Annotated in this window: 24 protein-coding genes; 20 read left to right on the forward strand and 4 right to left on the reverse strand. The window is 46.2% G+C overall.

Annotated elements, in window-relative coordinates:
- Positions 1-26: 26 nt before the first annotated feature.
- The gene (locus tag DVO77_RS15945; protein ID WP_110456785.1) at positions 27-242 is read right to left on the reverse strand and encodes a YejL family protein; all 216 of its coding nucleotides are present in this window, start codon (positions 240-242) and stop codon (positions 27-29) included.
- A gap of 77 nt (positions 243-319) precedes the next feature.
- On the opposite strand from DVO77_RS15945, the gene yejK reads away from it, so the two are divergent.
- The 16 genes from yejK to DVO77_RS16025 all read left to right on the forward strand — a co-directional run bounded on the left by yejK (position 320) and on the right by DVO77_RS16025 (position 14,034).
- Complete coding sequence (yejK, locus tag DVO77_RS15950) at positions 320-1,351, forward strand: nucleoid-associated protein YejK (RefSeq protein ID WP_119978996.1); 1,032 nt, start codon at positions 320-322, stop codon at positions 1,349-1,351.
- 236 nt (positions 1,352-1,587) lie between these two features.
- Positions 1,588-2,469, forward strand: a complete 882-nt coding sequence (locus tag DVO77_RS15955; RefSeq protein ID WP_110456278.1) for a 6-carboxytetrahydropterin synthase — start codon at positions 1,588-1,590, stop codon at positions 2,467-2,469.
- A gap of 102 nt (positions 2,470-2,571) precedes the next feature.
- Positions 2,572-3,360, forward strand: coding sequence for a M23 family metallopeptidase (locus tag DVO77_RS15960; protein ID WP_119979051.1), 789 nt, complete (start codon positions 2,572-2,574; stop codon positions 3,358-3,360).
- Between the two features lie 237 nt (positions 3,361-3,597).
- Complete coding sequence (locus tag DVO77_RS15965; RefSeq protein ID WP_110456277.1) at positions 3,598-4,221, forward strand: LON peptidase substrate-binding domain-containing protein; 624 nt, start codon at positions 3,598-3,600, stop codon at positions 4,219-4,221.
- Positions 4,222-4,278: 57 nt separating this feature from the next.
- A complete protein-coding gene (locus DVO77_RS15970) occupies positions 4,279-4,917 on the forward strand; it encodes a sigma-70 family RNA polymerase sigma factor (protein WP_110456276.1) in 639 nt (212 codons plus the stop codon).
- The gene (locus DVO77_RS15975) at positions 4,910-5,653 is read left to right on the forward strand and encodes a ChrR family anti-sigma-E factor (RefSeq protein WP_119978997.1); all 744 of its coding nucleotides are present in this window, start codon (positions 4,910-4,912) and stop codon (positions 5,651-5,653) included. Before DVO77_RS15970 ends, DVO77_RS15975 begins: the two co-directional genes overlap by 8 nt.
- Before the next feature lie 24 nt (positions 5,654-5,677).
- Positions 5,678-6,622 (forward strand): YbgA family protein, encoded by a 945-nt coding sequence (locus tag DVO77_RS15980; protein ID WP_110456274.1) that lies wholly within the window; start codon positions 5,678-5,680, stop codon positions 6,620-6,622.
- Positions 6,619-8,013, forward strand: coding sequence for a deoxyribodipyrimidine photo-lyase (phrB, locus tag DVO77_RS15985; protein WP_119978998.1), 1,395 nt, complete (start codon positions 6,619-6,621; stop codon positions 8,011-8,013). Before DVO77_RS15980 ends, phrB begins: the two co-directional genes overlap by 4 nt.
- A 9-nt stretch (positions 8,014-8,022) precedes the next feature.
- Positions 8,023-8,457, forward strand: a complete 435-nt coding sequence (locus tag DVO77_RS15990) for a nuclear transport factor 2 family protein (protein ID WP_308444048.1) — start codon at positions 8,023-8,025, stop codon at positions 8,455-8,457.
- Between the two features lie 29 nt (positions 8,458-8,486).
- The gene (locus DVO77_RS15995; protein ID WP_119978999.1) at positions 8,487-9,206 is read left to right on the forward strand and encodes an SDR family NAD(P)-dependent oxidoreductase; all 720 of its coding nucleotides are present in this window, start codon (positions 8,487-8,489) and stop codon (positions 9,204-9,206) included.
- Positions 9,206-10,459 (forward strand): NAD(P)/FAD-dependent oxidoreductase, encoded by a 1,254-nt coding sequence (locus DVO77_RS16000; RefSeq protein WP_119979000.1) that lies wholly within the window; start codon positions 9,206-9,208, stop codon positions 10,457-10,459. Before DVO77_RS15995 ends, DVO77_RS16000 begins: the two co-directional genes overlap by 1 nt.
- The gene (locus DVO77_RS16005) at positions 10,456-11,211 is read left to right on the forward strand and encodes a DUF1365 domain-containing protein (RefSeq protein ID WP_119979001.1); all 756 of its coding nucleotides are present in this window, start codon (positions 10,456-10,458) and stop codon (positions 11,209-11,211) included. The genes DVO77_RS16000 and DVO77_RS16005 overlap by 4 nt, the downstream gene beginning before the upstream one ends.
- A 33-nt stretch (positions 11,212-11,244) precedes the next feature.
- Positions 11,245-12,525, forward strand: a complete 1,281-nt coding sequence (locus DVO77_RS16010) for an SAM-dependent methyltransferase (protein ID WP_119979002.1) — start codon at positions 11,245-11,247, stop codon at positions 12,523-12,525.
- Positions 12,503-13,012 (forward strand): DUF2878 domain-containing protein, encoded by a 510-nt coding sequence (locus DVO77_RS16015; protein ID WP_119979003.1) that lies wholly within the window; start codon positions 12,503-12,505, stop codon positions 13,010-13,012. The genes DVO77_RS16010 and DVO77_RS16015 overlap by 23 nt, the downstream gene beginning before the upstream one ends.
- Positions 13,013-13,015: 3 nt before the next feature.
- Positions 13,016-13,516 (forward strand): chalcone isomerase family protein, encoded by a 501-nt coding sequence (locus tag DVO77_RS16020; RefSeq protein WP_119979004.1) that lies wholly within the window; start codon positions 13,016-13,018, stop codon positions 13,514-13,516.
- Entirely contained in the window at positions 13,513-14,034 is a 522-nt protein-coding gene (locus DVO77_RS16025) for a DUF3833 domain-containing protein (RefSeq protein ID WP_119979005.1), read from the forward strand. Before DVO77_RS16020 ends, DVO77_RS16025 begins: the two co-directional genes overlap by 4 nt.
- Positions 14,035-14,344: 310 nt before the next feature.
- On the opposite strand, the gene DVO77_RS16030 is transcribed toward DVO77_RS16025, so the two are convergent.
- Entirely contained in the window at positions 14,345-14,920 is a 576-nt protein-coding gene (locus tag DVO77_RS16030; RefSeq protein WP_119979006.1) for a VOC family protein, read from the reverse strand.
- 119 nt (positions 14,921-15,039) lie between these two features.
- On the reverse strand, positions 15,040-15,591 hold the full coding sequence (locus DVO77_RS16035; protein ID WP_110456781.1) for a L,D-transpeptidase family protein: 552 nt from the start codon (positions 15,589-15,591) through the stop codon (positions 15,040-15,042).
- A 138-nt stretch (positions 15,592-15,729) separates the two neighbouring features.
- Between DVO77_RS16035 and DVO77_RS16040 the strand changes: the two genes are divergently transcribed.
- A complete protein-coding gene (locus DVO77_RS16040) occupies positions 15,730-16,557 on the forward strand; it encodes an ion transporter (RefSeq protein WP_119979007.1) in 828 nt (275 codons plus the stop codon).
- Between the two features lie 40 nt (positions 16,558-16,597).
- Positions 16,598-18,109 carry an MATE family efflux transporter gene (locus DVO77_RS16045; protein ID WP_119979008.1) on the forward strand — a complete coding sequence of 504 codons (1,512 nt, stop codon included), beginning with the start codon at positions 16,598-16,600 and terminating at the stop codon, positions 18,107-18,109.
- 76 nt (positions 18,110-18,185) lie between these two features.
- On the opposite strand, the gene DVO77_RS16050 is transcribed toward DVO77_RS16045, so the two are convergent.
- Positions 18,186-18,452, reverse strand: coding sequence for a DUF2986 domain-containing protein (locus DVO77_RS16050; protein WP_119979052.1), 267 nt, complete (start codon positions 18,450-18,452; stop codon positions 18,186-18,188).
- Between the two features lie 128 nt (positions 18,453-18,580).
- Between DVO77_RS16050 and yqfB the strand changes: the two genes are divergently transcribed.
- Positions 18,581-18,877 (forward strand): N(4)-acetylcytidine aminohydrolase, encoded by a 297-nt coding sequence (gene yqfB / locus DVO77_RS16055; protein WP_211328826.1) that lies wholly within the window; start codon positions 18,581-18,583, stop codon positions 18,875-18,877.
- 542 nt (positions 18,878-19,419) lie between these two features.
- A complete protein-coding gene (locus tag DVO77_RS16060; RefSeq protein WP_119979010.1) occupies positions 19,420-20,394 on the forward strand; it encodes a nucleoside hydrolase in 975 nt (324 codons plus the stop codon).
- Positions 20,395-20,532: the final 138 nt, after the last annotated feature.

The following is a 20,532-nucleotide window of genomic DNA, read 5'->3' on the forward strand; positions in this document are numbered from 1 at the left end:
TACTCGTAAACTAGTCAAGCTAAACCTTAGCCTTTAACCGATTGGGTCAAGGCGTTAGCAAATTGCTGTGCAACTTGATCGCGCGCCTCTTTGGGCACCTTGCGCATCAGCAGATCGGTGACACAGTTACCCAATACCATCAAACTCAGGTCGGTTGGGGCTTGGTGTTTGTCGAGTACCGCTAACATTTCTGCAAGAATAGACTCAACTTGTGCGTTCGAATATTTAGATTGGATAGCCATAATTAAAAAATTGTTCACTTTAATTTGAAATAGCAGCATATAATAACGGATTTCTACCATTATCACTATCGAGGCTTATGAGTATTAACGTCGAACAAGCAATTATTCACGCTATTTCCCAAGATGGCGAAGGCCAACTGAGCTGCAGATTGCGTCCCCAACCGCTTTTGAACAGCCAAGCCGTAGAAACTATGCTCGAAGAGCTGCATCAAACTTATACCACTAAGGCGGGTAAAGGCTTTGGTCACTTTGGTACTCATGGTGAAGACGGAGAGGCCAACCCTAAGTTTAAAGAAGCGTTAACAGCATATCGTAATGGCGATTTGGGCTTTGTTGAGTTTTCGAGTTTGGCGGGTAAGTTACTGCAAGAAGAGCTGGCTAAATATGACTTCAGTCAAGGCGGTTTCTTGCTATTGTCTTGCTATACCCATATGACCAGTGACTACCTTTATGTGTCATTGCTTAATGCCAAGTCATCAATGACTGTGCTCGACGATATGGAACTGTCGCAAAATACCCATCTGGATTTAAATAATGTACAGCTGGCTGCCCGTATCGATTTAACCGAATGGCAAGCCGATCCCGACTCGGTTAAATATATCTCCTTTATTCGTGGTCGTGCGGGCCGCAAAGTTGCCGATTTTTTCCTCGACTTTATGGGCTGTGTCGAAGGGGTCAATACCAAGATACAAAATAAGCAACTGATGAATGCCGTTGAAGATTTTGTTGCCAGCAGCGAACTGACTAAAGATGAGCGCCAGCAGTGTCGTGAAAAGGTGTTTGATTACTGCAGTGAACGTTGTGATACCGGCGCCGATATTCAATTAAAAGACTTGGCCGATGAATTAGCCGATTCGGGCATGGACTCGTTTTACGATTTTGCCCAAGGTGGCGATTACGAGCTTGAAGATGAGTTTCCTGGCGATAAGCCGACATTGCGTCAACTGAAAAAGTTTTCAGGCACTGGTGGTGGCGTAACCTTAAGTTTTGATGGGCAGCATTTAGGCGAGCGAGTGATTTACGATCCTATCTCTGACTCGATTCTGATAAAAGGCGTGCCAGCTAACCTTAAAGATCAATTAGATCGACGCCTAAAAGGCGGACAATAGTTTTTTTGAGTTAGTCTAAAAGCTTAAACTCACGAAATAGCTCGCAAAAGCGCCCTAAATATGGGCGCTTTTTTGTAATTACGGATAGTGGATTGGCGCGTTTTTATTGCGCAACCCATGCACCATGACTTGCTAAAATGTCACCGATAAGGTGAAATCATGACTTATGACTATATCCGTTGGCAGTTCGCCGGTGGGATGAATGCAGGCAGACTGTTTTTCTGCTAGGAGATTAAATGCAACTTTTTGTTAGAGATTTAACTGTTATCGACTTTTCTTACCTGTGCCCAATTCGTGGCATGGTAGGCGAAAGCTGGATCGTCGACGTATTGCTTGATGGTGGTTTAGATGAGCAAAACATGGTGCTGGACTTTGCCAAGGTTAAGCGCACTATCAAAAACACCATTGATGATGTTGCGGATCATCGCTTATTGATCCCCACCGCCTGTTCAGAGGTGCGTTGGCAGCAACAAGGCAACCGTGTATGGATGGATTTTGATAGTTTGCAAGGCGACATTCATCTTGCTTGTCCCGCACAAGCCTTTGCGCTTATTCCCACCGAAATTATTGACTTTGATAGCGTTAACACTTTCTTGCAAAAGGCTCTTGCCGAGGTGCTACCGGATAATGTTAACGGTATCGCATTAACGCTGCGCAATGAAATGCACGATACGCCGTTTTACCATTACTCCCATGGATTAAAGAAGCACGATGGTAACTGTCAACGCATCGCTCACGGCCATCGCAGCCCCATTAATGTGTTTGAAAATGGCGTTGCTGCACCGCAATGGGACGAATACTGGAGTCGCCGCTGGAAAGATATCTATTTAGGTTCGGCCGATGATATGGTCGAGGTTGATGAGCTTGAACTATCACCTCAAACAGTGGTTAACGATGAGACCCATTATGGTTTTCATTACGTGGCCCCACAGGGGGATTTTCAGTTGGCTATGCCTAAAAAACGTTGTGAAATTATCCCCCATGACACAACCGTAGAGCTGCTAGCCGAGTTTATCGCCAATACTATGGTTGCCGAAGCACCCGATAGTGAATTTAAAGTGATCGCCTATGAAGGGGTGGGTAAAGGGGCGATTTCGGTTAAAGGTAGCGCGGCGTAATCGCGGCCTTGTTCATGGTCATCGTTGTTGTTTAAGGAGGTATATTTGAACTATTTGGCTGTATTGCTCGGCGCCATATCGCTAGGTTTTAGTGGTTTGGCAATGGCGCAAGTCACCCTCAATGGCACGTTAGAGCAAGGGGCGTTAATCCGTGCTCAAACCACGCCAGGTACCTTAGTGTATCTTAACGGCAGCGAAATTATGGTGACTCCTAATGGGGGCTTTGTCTTTGGTTTTGAACGAGATGCTGCGCTTTCGCAAGAGTTAACCTTAGTTTATCCCGATGGGTTGACGCAAATAAAGCCGCTGACCATTCGTAAGAAACAGTACCATATCGATAGCCTGACTGGCATAGCGAAAAAAATCATGAAGCCTGATCCTAAAGCGCAAGCCAGAGCAGCTCAGGATAGCAAGCAGGTGAAGGCGGCCAGAAGTCAATTCTCAACTCAAGAGGCTTTCGCTCAAGATTTTATTTGGCCTTTAACGGGCAGAATATCGGGAGTATATGGCAGTCAACGCGTCTATAACGGTAAGCCAGGCAATCCCCATTTTGGTGTCGATGTGGCAGCGAAAACGGGGACCGTAGTAGTGGCCCCTGCCGATGGGGTGATCACTCTTGCGGTGCCAGATATGTTTTATTCTGGCGGCACCGTTATTTTAGATCATGGCTATGGCGTCAGTTCAAGCTTTCTTCATCTTAGTCAGTTGTATGTAAAGCCTGGTGAGACAATTAAACAGGGGCAAGCCATCGCAGAGGTGGGGGCTACGGGCAGAGTGACCGGCCCACACCTAGATTGGCGCATTAACTGGTTCCAGATGCGGCTCGATCCGGTGACGGTTGTGCCGTCAATGGCCAGTGTATTAGCCACGGCCAATGGTTCATCCAAATGATAAAAAAGCGACCCTAGGTCGCTTTTTTATCATTATGCCTTTTATCCGCCCTCTATTGATACTGCATTTCACTTACTTATGTAGCCATTATCTTAATAGGCAGGTTTTATGGCAAAGTCTGGGCGTGCGGCCTTATCGACTGAGTGATGATAAGCGTTAGTGATAAGCTATGTAACTGGGTGATCCCATCGTTTTTCCTATACGTATCACGGGTATTGCTCCACAAAGAGACATACAGTGATCGACACTCATTTAAGCGGTAGCTTAATCACCAAGCTACCCACATGCCCAAAGCAGATGGCGGTATTTCCTCTACCGCTATTTATATTACCTAATGGCATTCAGCGGCTGCGGATTTTTGAGCCACGCTACCTCTCTATGATAGCTGAGGCTGGCGAGCGTGGTGGATTTGTGATTGCACGCTATGATAACGAACTAGCATTTAATGTGCCTAACTGGGGAACACGGGTAGAGGTGATAGACTTTCATGCGGGTAAGGATGGCATATTAGTGGTCGATGTGAAGGCTATACACTTAGTGAGCTTAGATAACATGGTTTATAGAAACGATAACTTATTGTTGGCCGATACTTGTTATAAGTCGCACTGGGATAGATTAAGCAGTGATAGCTCATCTATGGCGCTTGGGCGTTTACTTGAGCAGCTATTTGAAGACAATGATGCTTTAGCGCAATTGTATGGAACAACCCATTTTGATCGCCTAGACTGGGTCTGTGCTCGCTTTTTAGAGATATTACCTTTATCTTTGAATGAAAAGGAGAAATTTATTCATCCATCGAGTTTTGAGCAATTGACTGTGTTTCTCCACAGCGTGATTTTTGGCAACGAAAATATTAATTGATCCATTTAGTTTTAGCTCACGTAATGCACTTTAATACTTCTGCAATGGTTGGTTAAGATGCAACAAACAGTGAGCAAAGGCTACCCAAAGAGGGAGAGCAACATTATCGCCAATAATATCGAGACTCAGGTTCCGCCGGAGCTGTCTCATTGGCTTGACTCGGTTGCTATGCAGCGTGATAAACAGGCATTTACTGCACTGTTTCAATTTTTTGCGCCTAAAATAAGACGTTTTGGCATTAAACAATTGGGTAGTGAGGCACAAGCCAATGAGCTGGTGCAAGAGACCATGACCAATGTTTGGCGTAAGGCCCATTTGTATAATGTCGACAAGGGCGCTGCAACCACTTGGGTGTACACTGTGATGCGCAATGCATCATTTGACATGTTAAGGCGTATTAAAGCCAAAAATGAACAAAACCTTGGCGATGATATTTGGCCCATCGATATGGCTCAAGATGAAGCACAAAGTGAAGAGTCTAACTTTGGCGACCACTTAATGGAAAAGCAGATGTTGAACTATGTCAACACTCTGCCGCCAGCGCAGCAAGCAGTGGTGAAAGGCGTTTATTATCAAGAGTTGTCTCAGGAGCAACTAGCGCAGCAGTTGGGTGTGCCAATCGGCACCGTTAAGTCGAGGTTAAGGTTAGCGCTAGCCAAGCTCAAGCAGCAAATGGGAGAACAGTACAATGATTAAACATCATCCAACATCAAATGTGTTGAGCGGTTTTGTTGCTGGTGATTTACCTGCTTCTGTCGCTATCATTGTTGCCAGCCATGTCGAGCTTTGCCGTGAATGTGCTAACCATGTTCAGCAGCTCACCGAACAAGCCGCCATGCAAGCTTTTGATATGACCGCTGACGATGATTGGCTCAATGATCAAGTCCAGCTTGGTGACACATCGCCACAACACATTAATGACATAGATCATGATGGCATAGACAGTAACGACATGGAGCTGGCTTGTGACAGCCGTGCAATGATTGATGCCATTACTGCATCGCCTGCACAGGTAAAATCTGCCGTGGCGCAAACTGTAACTGAAATCGAAGTGGCGGGTCAGCGTATTTCACTGCCGCGGGCGATGAAATCAATCGGCCTGCGTGAATGGCAAGGACTGGGGAAATTGTCACGTGCACGATTGGCCCTCGATGACGATGAACTCAGAGCCAGTTTATTGCACATAGATAAAGGCGGCAGTGTGCCGTGCCATACTCATAAAGGGTTTGAAATCACTTTACTATTACAGGGCAGTTTCGATGATGAAATGGGGCATTACACCGCAGGGGATTTTATTTGGCTTGACGGTGACCATACCCATCAACCGATAACACAAGAAGGCTGCGTCTGTTTAACGGTATCGAGCGATGCAATTCACTTTACCCAAGGCATGAGCCAGTTGCTTAATCCTATAGGACGATTCATCTACTAAAGCGAGTAGAGTGAGGATGAGATAATGGACAAAAAACTTAAAATTGGTATCAGTGCTTGTGTGATGGGTGAGCCTGTCCGCTATGATAGAGGCCATAAGAAATCAAATTTCTGTGTAGATCAACTCAGTGACTTTGCTGATTTTAAGCCTGTTTGCCCTGAAATGGCGATTGGTCTACCTGTGCCAAGACCAACCATTAGGCAAATTATGCGTGATAATATCATCACGGTTTCGCGTCCCGATGGCAGCGGGGATGTGACTGACAAGCTCACCGAGTTTGGTCAAAAGGCGGCGCAGCATTATGGCGATCTCGCTGGGTTTGTGTTCTGCGCTAAAAGCCCCAGTTGTGGCATGGAGCGGGTGAAGGTGTACCATCATCACGGTAAAGGCTCTGAATCAACGGGCGTAGGTGTATTTGCTCAGCAAGTCATGGAGCTCAATCCGTTATTACCCTGTGAGGAAAACGGTCGTCTTAACGATCCTGTCATTCGTGAAAACTTCATCACCCGCATATTTACTTATCAAAAGTGGCTCGATCTTAAGGCCAGTGGCATAACCAAACATAAGTTGATTACTTTCCATAGTGTGCACAAATACTTAGTGATGAGCCATCACGTGGAGAGCTATCGCGAACTGGGCCGTTTGTTGGGCCGTGCCGATATTGAACTGGACGAACTCGCCAATCGCTATATCGCTGGTTTAATGGAAGCGTTAAAAAACAAAGCTTCTCGCCGAAGCCACACCAATACCTTGCAACATTTACAGGGCTATTTTAAACGTGATTTAGATGAGGCGAAGCGCAAAGAACTCACCGATGAGATCGCCGCTTATCATCAAGGATTGCAGCCTTTATTGGTGCCTCTGACGTTAATTAAACACTACTTGATTGAGTACCCAAATGCGTACCTGCAAGAGCAAGTGTATTTAAATCCCCATCCTAAAGAGTTACGTTTGAGGTACGGATATTGAGCAGTATCTTATGGATCCGTCGTGATTTAAGAATCCATGACAACCCGGCCTTGAGTGAAGCCATTGCTCAAGGCGTAAACATTGCTGTATTTATCTCGACGCCAAAGCAGTGGCAACAGCATGATTTAGCCCCGATTAAGGCCGACTTTATGCGGCGACATTTAGACAGATTAGCTCTGCAGCTCGATGCCTTTGGCATCGAGTTTATCCATTTGTCGGCCACAGATTTTGCTCACCAACAACAAGTGTTGCTGCAATTCTGTCAGGCTAAGGGCTGTGATACTGTGCTGGCCAATACTGAGCCTGAAGACGATGAGGTGGTTCGCGACCGTCACATAGCCCAGTCTGGTTTACACCTTAAGCTATGGCAATGCGATACCATTTTACCCCCTGGCAGTGTGCTCAATAAACAGGGCGACATGTTTAAGGTGTTTACGCCGTTTAAAAATGCGTGGTTAAAAAGAGTGCAGCAGGTGGGAATTGAATGTGTACCATCGCCTGCCGCCTCAACAGTATTACCAAACGATGCCTCTATCGCACCAGTGACGTTTGATTATCCGCAGCTCGATTCTAGTACTTGGCCGTGCAGCGATACCGTGATGGCCGAGGTACTACCGCGATTTTGGCAATATAAGCTATTAAATTACGCCGCAACTCGCGATTTCCCCAGTATTAAAGGTACATCAGGAATATCCCCCTATTTGGCTATAGGCGCCATCAGTCCGCGTTGGCTAGCGCTGCAGTTAATTCAGGCTCAACCTGAGGTGATTTACGATCAACAACATGGCGCTTTCACTTGGTTAAATGAGCTTATCTGGCGTGATTTTTATCGCCATCTGCTATTCCATTTCCCCAATTTAGTCAAAGGGGATAACTTTCAAACTAAATATCAGCTAGCACAGTGGCCGGGCAGTGATGAGGCGTTTAACGCTTGGGCGCAAGGGCGAACCGGTTATCCTATTGTTGATGCGGCGATGAGGCAGTTGCTTCACACTGGCTGGATGCATAACCGTCTACGTATGGTAGTCGCCAGCTTTTTAACCAAGCATCTACTAGTCGACTGGCACAAAGGTGAGCGTTTCTTTATGCAGCACCTTATCGATGGTGATTTCAGCGCCAATAATGGCGGTTGGCAATGGGCGGCAAGCACAGGCTGTGATGCTCAACCCTATTTTCGTATTTTTAACCCTATCACTCAGAGTCAAAAATTTGATCCCCAAGGAGAGTTCATTCGTAAGTATTTGCCAGAACTTAAAAATGTGCCCGATAAATATATTCATTTTCCCCATGAATATATCGAGAAAAATGGCGTGGTTAGCGACTATTGGCAACCGATTGTTGAGCATAAACAAGCACGCTTAAGGGCCTTGGCATTCTACAAATCTTATTAGGACTTATGGATGATGGCGCAATCTATATGGTTACAGAACTTTATAGCGGTATACACTGAACTTTCGACCGATAATTTAGTATCGCTGGAAAAAATCTATCATCCTGATATTGAATTTATCGACCCAATGCATCAAGTGTTCGGCCTGCCGGCTCTGCTTCGCTATTTTACAGGCTTATACCAGCAATTGCTCAGTTGTGACTTTGTGATTGAGCATGTGCTGGAAGGGGAGCGTGAGGCAGCAATTTATTGGACCATGACCTTCCGCCATAAACAGCTGCGTGGCGCTAGTCCTATATCGGTTCAAGGCCATTCTCACCTCAAAGCGCAAGATAATAAGGTGATTTATCATCGCGACTACTTAGATGTGGGGGAGATGTTATATGAACACATACCACTCATTGGCCGTATCATTTGCGCCATCAAACAGCGCGCGGCTAAATAATGCCGATGCCAACGAAGCAGGAGGGGAAGATGCGTATTATGATAACAGGAGCCACCTCTGGTATAGGTCGGGCCTTAGCCGAATCTTATGCTAAGGCCGGTCATCACATTTTAGCTTGCGGTCGCAGTCAGCAAAAACTGGACGATTTGGTCAAGCAATATCCCAACATCACTCCATTGTGTTTCGATTTAACTCAGTATCAGCAATATCCAGTGATTGATAAGGTCGATTGGCCGTTAGATCTGTTGATTTTTAATGCGGGAGATTGCGAATACATTGACGATGCTTTGCACTTTGATGCCAAACGGTTTGAGCGAGTTATTAATATCAATTTAATTTCAGTTGCTTACGGCTTACAGTCTTGGCTTCATTTGGTCAGACCCGGTGGCAGGCTGGTGATGGTTAGTTCTAGCGCTGAGATGTTAGCCTTACCCCGAGCCGAAGCTTATGGCACATCAAAAGCGGCGTTAACCTATCTGGCTAAGGTGTTATCGATAGATTTGGCTCAACATGAGATTGAGGTTAGCTGTGTTCACCCAGGTTTTGTCGATACGCCATTAACTGAGCGCAACACCTTTGCCATGCCTATGTTGATGAGTAGTGAACAAGCTGCAGACAAGATCATTGCAGGGGTGGCTAAAGGTAAGCGAGATATTCGTTTTCCCAGTGTGTTTATATTTTTAATGCGATGCTTACAGTTACTGCCATTTTCCATTTGGCGCCGTTTAGCGAGAAGGATAAATAGATAATGAAAAGGATTGCCGTGATTGGCTCTGGTATTTCAGGGCTAACCTGTGCCTATTTGCTCGATAAGCAGTACGACGTGACTGTGTTTGAGAAAAACGATTATGTCGGTGGTCACACCGCTACAGTCGATATTACCCACCAAGATAAGCAGTATGCTATCGATACCGGTTTTATCGTATTTAACGACAGAACTTATCCCCATTTTAATCGTTTACTCGAGATGTTAGGTATTGCTGGTCAACCTACCGAAATGAGTTTTAGCGTACATAATCGTCAAACTGGGTTTGAATATAACGGTCATGGGCTCAATTCACTATTTGCTCAGCGCAGAAATATCTTGCGGCCTCAATTTTGGCGCCTCATCAGCCAAATTTTGAAATTCAATAAATTGTGTAAGCAAGCCTATAGCGAGCAAGCGATTGCTCCTAACGCCACCTTAGGTGAGTTTTTACAACAACATGGTTTTTCTGACTTTTTTAGCCAACATTATATTTTACCCATGGGCGCCGCTATTTGGTCGACCAGTTTGGCCGAGATGAAGCAATTTGAACTGAAGTTTTTTATCCAGTTTTTTTATCATCATGGCCTACTTAACATCTCTGACAGGCCTCAATGGTCAGTGGTACCCGGTGGCTCGCGGGTCTATGTCGAGGCCATCTTGGCAAAACTGTCTAAACCGGTATTGACCGAGTCCCATATCGAGTCAATTCGCAGAACATCTGATGGTGTCGTGATTAAGCTGATCAATAATGATGCCTTAGTATTTGATGAGGTGATCTTTGCCTGTCACTCCGATCAGGCATTAGCCCTGCTAGGCGATGCTAGCGATGAAGAAAAGTCGGTATTAGGCGCCATTCCTTATAGCCGAAACGAAGTGGTGTTACATACCGACATTGCATTGCTGCCCAAAAGGCCACTGGCTTGGGCCAGCTGGAATTACATGCTCGATGACAATCTTAATCGACCCTCTTGCGTCACCTATAATATGAATATCTTGCAGGGCATTGATAGTGATAGCACATTTTGTGTCACCCTCAATCAGAGCGACGAGATTGACCCGGGCAAAGTATTGCGTCGGTTTGTTTATCATCACCCCGTGCTTAATGACGCCAGCGTCAGAGCCCAACAACGGCGCTCACAGATCTGTGGCCAACGTGGCACCCATTTTGTTGGCGCTTATTGGTATAACGGCTTCCATGAAGATGGCGTGCGCAGCGCGCTGGATGTGACCAAACGTTTTGGCCTGACCTTATGAGCCAAGATGCCAACATAGAACACAGTGGTATTTACAAAGGAGAGGTGCGCCATCGCCGCTTTGGCGATATCACTCATGCCTTTAACTACAAGATGTACATGATGGGGCTCGATTTAGACGAACTGCCACAATTGCTGCAACGCAGCAGTTTATTTGGTCTGCGTTGGTTTAATCCTATTCGCTTTTTAGAAAAAGATTATCTCAAAAATGAACCTGGCAGCCTTAAGCAGCGTATTGGTGACAAAGTCAGAGCGTTAGGTGGTGATTGGACTGATGATTGGCGGGTACTGATGTTGGCACAATGTCGCTGCATGGGGATCTATTTTAGTCCGATAAATTGCTACTTTTGCTATGACCAGGCGGGTGAGTGTCGTTATATGCTAGCGGAAGTGAGCAACACGCCATGGCAACAGCGACACTATTATTTGCTGGCGCTGGGGCAAGAGTTGAAAGTGAAAAAAGCCTTTCATGTGTCGCCTTTTATGCCGATGGATATGACCTATCACTGGCGCATTACTCCGCCAGCACACAAGGCGCTAGTGCATATTGAGAATCACCAACATAGCAAAGTTTTCGATGCGACTTTGGCTTTAACCAAACACCCAGTGACCCAGGGTGAGCTGATTAAAACTTTGATTGCAGCGCCTTCGATGACTCTCAAAATGGTGCTAGGCATCTATTGGCAAGCACTGAAATTATTTATCAAACGGGTGCCCTTTATTGCTCACCCGGGATCAGATGAAAAAACATAAATGCGACAGTAATGTCCGCGCAGCGAGGTTGAAATGGAACAGCTTGTAAAACAAAATCAAACGCTTAACCCTCGTAATGCCTTAGTGAATACTGGGGCTAACCAAAAATATAGAGCGTTGATTGTCAAGCTTTTAGCACAGCTTCAAGATGCCAGCATTGAGCTTATCGAAGGCGACAAGCATCAAATACTGGGCGATAGAGCGGCTCAATTGAGTGCGCAAATTGTGGTGCATGACAGCAGTTTCTATAAAGATGTTATCCAAGGCGGCAGCATAGGTGCAGCAGAGGCCTATTTAGATGCCAAATGGACCAGCCCAGATTTAACCCACCTCATTCAAGTTATGGCGAGAAACCAAGCTAAGCTCGATGCTATCGAAAGCAAGATGGCTTGGGTCACTAAAGTCAAAAACCTCTTTTTACGCCGCAAAAACCTCAATACCAAGCAGGGCTCTAAGCGTAACATTTTGGCCCATTATGATATTGGTAACGACCTGTATGAGCGCTTTTTAGACTCGAGTATGCTCTATTCGTGTGCGGTATACAGCAGTGAAGCGACCAGCTTAAGTGCCGCTCAGCTCAATAAAATGCACACCATCTGCCAAGGGCTTGAATTACGCCCAACGGATCATGTTGTTGAAATCGGTACTGGTTGGGGTGGGCTTGCCATCTATATGGCGCAGCATTACGGTTGCAAGGTAACCACTACTACGATTTCTGATGCTCAATATGCCTTTGCCAAGCAGCGTATCGAGCAAGCGGGCTTAAGTGAGCAGGTAACCTTACTTAAGCAAGATTACCGCTTACTCGATGGGCAATATGACAAGCTAGTCTCCATTGAAATGATTGAGGCCGTGGGCCACGAGTACCTAGGCACTTTCTTTGAAACCTGCTCTGGGTTACTCAAAGCCGATGGAAAAATGCTGATCCAAGCCATTACCATTGCCGATAGCCGTTATGATAAATACCGTAAAGGAGTTGATTTTATTCAAAAATATATCTTCCCTGGCGGCTGTTTACCTTCGGTAGCCGTGATGACATCGCATATGGCGTCGCGCACCGACTTGGTGGTGAGTGAGATAAATGATATCGGCTTACATTACGCCAGAACGCTCAATGATTGGCGCCACGCTTTCGAGCAGCGTTGGGATGAGTTAGTTAAACTTGGCTACAGCGATGAATTTAAACGTTTGTGGTTATTCTACTTTTGTTATTGCGAAGGTGCCTTCAAAGAGCGGGTGATCAGCACGCATCATCTGCTTGCCAGAAAACCCCTTTATGTGGGACAAGCCGATGAAGCGATTTTGGATTATTAACTTACTGTTATTTCAGCTATGTTGGTTTAGCGCCGCCTTGCTTGGCGACAATGCAGCGCTGGCCATGATTTTGCTTATCGCACTGCATTTTTTACTGTCGCCCACTCGCAAAGCCGATGCTAAGTTACTCTTGTTGATGCCAATTGGTATCGCGGTGGATAAGCTACAGCTTGAGATCGGTGGTTTTAGCACAGTCGATGTGGGCTTTCCCCTCTGGCTCGCTTTACTCTGGTGCATCTTTATCATCAGTTTTAATCACAGTTTACATTGGTTAACTCGGCAGAAGAGTTGGGTTGTTGTCTTGTTTGGCGCCATTGGTGGTGCCAGCAGTTACTGGGCTGGCATTCAGTTTGGTGTATTGCAGGCCCGTTGGAATGAACTCATGCTGGTGGGTTCACTCATGCTGGTGTGGTCGCTATTAATGCCGCTACTGCTCACTGGCTATCGCTTGTTACAGCCGCGAACGCTTGCCAATACAATGAGGTGACTTATGTTTAAGTGGTTAGCTGTGATGCTACTCAGTAGCAGTGTTTATGCCTCTCCCATTGGTCAACTTGAAAAGATTGGCGCAGGAGAGATGAGCTATCTTTTTTGGACCTTATATCGCGCCGAACTGTTTGCCAGTGAGCGGCCATTATCTGTCAATGCAGGTAACAAACAGGTTACAGCGCTGCGCATCGAGTACTACAAAACCATAGATAAACAGGCGTTAGTCGAGGCCACCGCAGAGCAGTGGCAACATCTAGGCTATAGCCCCGCCGATATTGCCCAATGGGTCGTGCCACTGCAGCGTATTTGGCCCAATGTGACCCCAGGAGATAGGTTAACCCTGTTGGTTAATCAAAGTGGTATGAGCCAGTTTTATCTAGCAGATCAATTGATTGGGCAAATAGATGATCCTCGTTTTGGAGAGGCTTTTTTAGCGATATGGTTGTCTGAAAATACGTCTGAGCCCAAGCTTAGGCAACAACTTCTGGGGTTAAGCCAATGAAATATTTGATGTCACTGTTACTGTTGTTACTGGTTACGGCCTGTGGTTCAGCCAGCTTAGAGGAGCATAGAGGCACTCAACCTGAATTAAAATTAGAACATTTTTTCGATGGCAAGTTAAAAGCTTATGGCATTGTGTTAGATCGTTCGGGTAATTTATTACGTCGCTTTGAGGTCGATTTAGTCGCTAATTGGCAAGGCGATAATGGCGAAATCAAAGAGTGGTTTGAGTTTGACGATGGTGAGAAGTCCACTCGAATTTGGCAGCTAAAGAGAGTGGCTGATAATCAATATGAAGGTCAAGCCGGTGATGTGGTGGGTATTGCCAAGGGCAGGACCCAAGGCTCGGCGTTATTTTGGCAGTATGATTTAGATATCGTGGTCGATGGCGAGACTTACCAAGTGACTTTGGATGATTGGATGTTTCTGCTCGATGAGCGCCGCCTATTTAACAAGACAGACATGAGCAAGTTTGGTTTTAAAGTGGGTGAAGTGATTCTTTATATTGAAAAAATCTAGTCAATGATAGCGAGATGCGCATCGGCGATAACACGTTAGCCGATGCGTTTGATCGCAGTTTATGTCGCCTATTCAGTATTCCCCAGCATTTCTCATGAGCTCACACGCCCTTTGTCTTATTTAGTTCATTGTAATTTTGCTTGGCGTTATCTTAGTTTACGCGATCGTATGCTCAATGCGTCGTTTACTGTGTGTTTTAGCCGTGGGCAGTTGCTACACCGCGTAGCACTGCAATCGCCCATTCATCACTACAGCCTGCGATGTTTTAGCCAAGGGGGTGATTGCAGCCTAGTTTGGCTATCATATCGGCTTATTTGGCCTCAGATGCGATGATGGTTTTAATACCATGGGCATGCACCTTGATACACAGGTTCGCGCGCTTAAAGGCGATGGTCGGATTGGCTAAGCGTTCATGCTCTCCTTGGGGTGAGCTGCATTTTACCTTAATATCTGTTTTTCCTGCTAATACAGGTGCCAGTGTGGGCAGGGCATTGAGCAGTTGCTGGCTGAGTTGCTCAATATTTTGTGCTTCGCCTGGCAATACCACCTCGATATGCTCCCACCCTTCATTGGGATAGTGCTTATCACTGGGATAGGGGAGCTCTACACAGTCGATAAGCATATGAGCCAGTTGCAGTGGCCTATTAAGCGCGATGATTAATATCGGCCGGCCATTAATCATGTTGTTAGAAATAATACGGCCTCGATGGCCAAAATAGTCTTTAAGCAGGTCGGCGCCAGCCACTGAGTTAACGCGCACGGCGACATGATCGCAAGCAAGCCCTAGGGTATCGAGTTGTAATTCTTGTAAAAACTGTTGAATGTCATGGCTAAATTGTGGCCAGCTTTGTTCAAGCTCATGTAGGGTAATATTGGGCTGTGTCATTGGGTTTGGCTCTCTGTTAGTGGCATAAAAGATAATGGCAATTTAAGGACTGGGAGATTGAGCTTCCTATACTAGTGACCAATGACATTAACACCATAGTGCTAGTGTGATGACGGGAGTTATGGCCAGATCTCTATGGGAGTTCCTGTTTCTATCGCCTGCCATAATTCATCGATTTCATGGTTTTTCAAGGCGATACAACCATCGGTCCAGTTGAGTCGCTGGGCTTCATCTGGGGTTAATGACGAATTGGGGTTCTGGCCGTGGATCATGATTTGTCCACCTGGATCGATCCCCAAGGCGGCTGCACGTAATCTATCTTCTTCATTGGGGTATGAGATATGTATCGCCCGATAATAGGCGCTGTCGGCTTTTTTGTAGTCGAGTATATAACGTCCCTCGGGGGTACGCTGATCGCCTTCTTGCAGCTTATGTCCTGTGGGTCGATCGCCCATGGCAATGGTATAGCGGCGTAGCACTTTGCCATCGCGCATCAAGTGCATGCTCGCTTGAGATTTATTCACAATGACTAAATCTACTTTGCCAATAAGGCCAGTATTGTGGTTAGCACCATGGCCAAAGGTGGCCGGTTGCTGGCTCGACGCCGCCCAAGTTGAGCTAGTATTAAGCAGTAAGGCGCACAGTAAGAGTTGTTTAAAAAGTGTCTGCATCGTCATTGATTAATAAATAAAACCGCCGTTTGGGTGTTCATCATACCTTATTTTAGATTAAGCTGGATCGGTTTGTTAAACCCATTATTATGCATATTTTCTCCGCTGCTGATACCAATAAAAGGATGTTAATTTCTGATGGACGTCACCCCAGAGTTGTCTCGCCGCGAAAAATTACGCGATATCATTTTTGGTACAGATACTAAGGCTGGTCGCTATTTCGATTTGGGCTTAATCGTCTGTATCGTGCTGAGTGTGGCGTTGGTTTTTCTTGATACTATCGAAAGTGTTAATAGCCGGTATGGCACATGGATCCGGATTGCCGAGTGGGGTTTTACTGGCATTTTCACCCTCGAGTATCTATTGCGCTTATATTGCTCGGCTAAACCTTGGCAATATGCTCGCAGTTTTTACGGGGTTGTTGACCTGTTATCCATATTACCCAGTTACTTGGCGCTGTTTTTCCCTGGCGCTAACTTTACCTTAGTGATCCGAGTGCTGCGCTTGTTCCGTATCTTCCGGGTGCTTAAGCTACTGCGCTATTTAAGCGAGGGGAATGTGTTACTGCGGGCGATGATGCAATCGAGCCGTAAAGTGTTTCTGTTTTTCTTCTCGGTCAGTCTGATTGTGATGGTGTTGAGTGCGGTCATGTATGTGGTTGAAGGGCCTGAAAATGGTTTCTCCTCTATGCCTCAATCCATCTATTGGACCATAGTGACCATTACGACGGTGGGCTATGGTGATATCACCCCGCAAACGCCGCTTGGTCAAGGTATTGCCGCTTTTACTATGTTGATAGGCTATTCCATTATTGCGATTCCAACGGGGATCTTAACCTCTGAGATCTCTCAAGAGGTGGTGCGTAGAAAAGATCTCCGCCGCTGTAGTAACTGTTTAAAGTCCGGGCATGAGTTAAACGCCCTTTATTGTGATAAGTGTGGCAGTGAGCTTGAGACCGATCTTTAATCGGCAATATTGTCTATTTTGCCCTCTATAAAGGATACACATGACTAACGCAAAGTTTGTCGAAGGCCCGATAATGCGCCATATCTTGGTGATGAGTTCTACCGCTGCTATCGGGATCTCGGCGTTATTTGTGGTCGACCTTATCGACATCTTTTTTCTCAGCTTATTGGGGGAGCAAGAGCTGGCTGCCGCTGTCGGGTATGCCGGTACCATCTCATTTTTTACCACCTCTATCGGTATCGGGCTATCCATCGCATTAGGCGCGTTAGTGTCAAGAGCCATAGGGGCCAAACAGTTTGCTCAAGCTAAGCGATTGCTACTTAACAGCGCGGTGGTGACACTGCTTGTGGCCATAGTGGTGGCCATGGTGGTGACCTATTTTATTCCCGAGCTTATTGCCTTAGTGGGTGCCAGTGGTCGCACCGCGCAGTTAGCTGCTGATTACCTGTATATCTTGGTGCCGTCGATGCCACTAATTTGCCTCGCAATGGCGCTTGGCGCCGCACTGCGCGCCGTGGGGGATGCTAAGTTATCCATGATGTCGACACTGGCTGGTGGCGGCGTGAATCTGATTTTTGACCCCATCTTTATCTTCTTATTTGCCATGGGGATAGAGGGAGCTGCATTGGCGTCGGTACTCGCGCGGGTGGCTGTACTCATCATTGCCGCACGCGGCGTTATGGTTAAGCACCAGTTGGTTGGCAAATTTGATTTAACCGCGTTTAAACAAGATCTTCGCCCGATTTTTGCTATTGCAGGACCGGCAATGATGACCAATATTGCTACCCCAATTGGTAATGCGGTCGTCACCCGGGCGATTGCCGATTTTGGTGACAGTTATGTCGCCGCTTGGGCGGTATTGGGCCGGCTTACGCCCGTGGCCTTTGGGATGATATTTGCATTGTCCGGCGCGGTAGGCCCTATTGTGGGGCAAAATTTTGGCGCGAGAGAGTTCGATAGGGTGAAAGAGATCTTAACCAAGGCGCTGTTGTTTTGCAGCGTTTATGTGATCTCCATATCGCTATTATTGTTTGGGCTTAAAGAGCAGATCATTGTAATGTTTGCCATGCAGGGTGATAGCGCCGAACTGATCCGCTTTTTCTGCAGTTATATCGCGGTGTTCTTCGTGTTTTCTGGGGCGCTGTTTGTCGCTAATGCATCATTTAATAATTTAGGTAAAGCCAAATACTCCACCTTGTTTAATGTGGGTAAAGCCACGCTGGGAACTGTACCGTTTGTTTATTATGGCGCGCAGTGGGGCGGGGTTGAAGGGGTGTTAATCGGTCAAGTGTTGGGCACTATAGTTTTTGGTGTCTTTGGCGTATGGACGGCATATCGACTCGTTGACAAGGTGCAACAGCAGCAAAGCCGCCTGGCGGATATTGAGGTGAGTGACCATGCAACGCCTCTCGATGATGAACTGAGTCCATCGAGCCCGAATCCATTATCATCATCTTGTGCTCAAATGGCACAGTTGAGTGAAGAGCAAGATTGTGAAGCCAGCAATCGGGTTTCTGAGTTCATCACTGGTGAACCTAGAGTCAGAGACTAGTTAAAAAGCAAATTGGGGATAAGCTTAAGGCGCCTGAGTCTGAGGTGGTAAAAGACCGACGCCTAGTGTTGAACGATTAAGCCTGGTTTTCACTTGCAGTACTGGTTTGCTCTGTAGCTGTGGATTGTGCATTCACCTGACGACTATCGGCTTGCTCGCCGTTAGCCTCTGCATCATTTTTGGCTGCGTTGGCTTTAGCGGCTAATTCAGCTTGTTCACGGGCGAGCTCTTTGGCGCGATCGCCTTTGGAGATATACTTCTTGATCGTAGGAGCCGTATGCTTGTTGAGACGCGCTTTAGCACGTTTTGCTGTCTTTTTGATTATCTTCTGTTTTCTGTTCATTGGCTCCACCTTAATTAACTCAAAATAGGGCTTAGCTTCGAGATAGCGTAAACCGGGGGCGGATTTTAACCCAATCTCAAGCAGGCGGCTATAGGCAAACATTCTAATCGAGACAATTTATGACAATTATTCCTGCTGGTGAGATCACCTTTTTTGAGCGCTTTGAGGCCGATATTCTCTCTGGGGCGAAAAACATTACCTTAAGAGATGAATCGGAGTCCCATTTTCAGGTGGGCCAAGTGCTGCATGTTGCGACCTATGAAGATAACTGTTGGTTTTGTGACATCAAGGTCAATCGTGTGGCAACGGTCGCCTTTGATGCGCTAAACCTTGAGCATGTATCGCAAGAGAATATGACTCTCGATGAGCTAAAACAGGTGATAAGAGCAATATATGGCAACATTGAACAATTGTATTTGAAGTGATTAAACGCTAGGTGGCCTCTTTCATTTCTCTCATCTTTGAGGGGAAATAATAACGTGCGTGCGATTAGCTAACTCAGACCCTCTGTTGTATTGCCCCTGTGTTTCATGACTTTATGTGCAGTGATTGCGGGCGTATAGGTTTTCTAAGGCATCGAGTGTTAGCCCATCGGCAAGGGTTACATTGTGCGGTTATGACGCTGATTGCGTGGATTTTTCATCCAGCCCATGGTTGAGGGGGATGTTAGCACGAGCTTAAGTGAACCAATATGTTCGTTTTTAGCGGCAAGTTTGATGACCTATCACACTTAACCCATGATTAATTTTGTATAGTGCCCAGTGCGCTTAAACGCTGCAATTTGTCTGTATCTGCCTGCCATTACCTTCGACTATCATGTGAGTTACCACGAAGCCTTGGCGTGATCAGTGGCAGAACATTCAGCCATATCAAACACATTAAAGCAGTTCCTACTGACTTAATGGGCTTGGTAAAACACCCTATAGTAATAGTATCGATTTACCTAATAAGTAGGACAGTGATCCCCATGACAACTAAAATTATATTAGACACAGATCCCGGTATTGATGATGTAATGGCGATTCTGTTTGCCCAAGCGCATCCTGACATCGAACTCAAAGCCATTACTACGGTTTATGGTAATGTCACTATCGAAAATGCAACTCATAACGCTTTATATCTTAAGCAAAAGTATAAACTTCAAGCCGATATTGTCACCGGTGCCAGCAAGCCGATTGTGCGTCCTCCAGTAGGGCCAACTGTGGTTGTTCATGGTGAAGGGGGCTTTGGGGATGTTAAAGTTCCTGCCGAGGTAGAGGGGCAAGCGGATCCTCGCCCCGCCTATCAATACATTATCGATGCAGTCAAAGCCGAGCCTGGTGAAATTACCCTAGTGGCTATTGGTCCGTTAACGAACCTCGCGTTAGCGCTTCAAGCCGATCCAACGATTGTTGATTTAGTTAAAGAAGTGGTTGTTATGGGCGGCGCATTTGGTGAAAACGATCACCGCGGTAATGTAACGCCATTTGCCGAAGCCAATATACATGACGATCCTCATGCGGCCGATATGGTATTTACCGCTTCATGGCCCGTGGTGGTGATCGGTCTAGATGTGACAGAGCAAAGCTTTTTCACCCGCGATTATCTTGATCAACTGCGCGATGATGCGGGCGAAGTCGGTCAGTTTATTTGGGACGTTAGCCGTTACTACTTAAAATTTTACAGCGAAAAAGTGGGTCTCGAAGCTTGCCATGTACATGATCCTTCGGCGATTGCTTATGTCATCAATCCGGAGTTGTTTACCTTAAGAGAAGGCCCGATTCGGGTGGTTACCGATGGCGTTGCCGAAGGCATGACCATTCAGAAGTTCGATGGTCGCACTTATCTACACGATGATTGGATGGAGCATGCGCCGCAAAAGGTGGGGGTTGCGGTTAATGATAGTGAGCTATTGGCCTTATATCGCAGCAGTATTGTTGAGTACGCTGCCAGCTTAAAATGAGTTTTTAGGGGGGCTATCGGCTCAACATAACGGTCAGTAACAGTCTTTAAAGGAGGCTGTAACAACAAAAAAGCGCAGTCATGACTGCGCTTTTTTATGACTTTTGCAATTGAAATCAATGGCTCACTGAGTACCATG

This window comes from Shewanella algidipiscicola (genome assembly GCF_003605125.1).
GTDB classification, from domain to species: domain Bacteria; phylum Pseudomonadota; class Gammaproteobacteria; order Enterobacterales; family Shewanellaceae; genus Shewanella; species Shewanella algidipiscicola.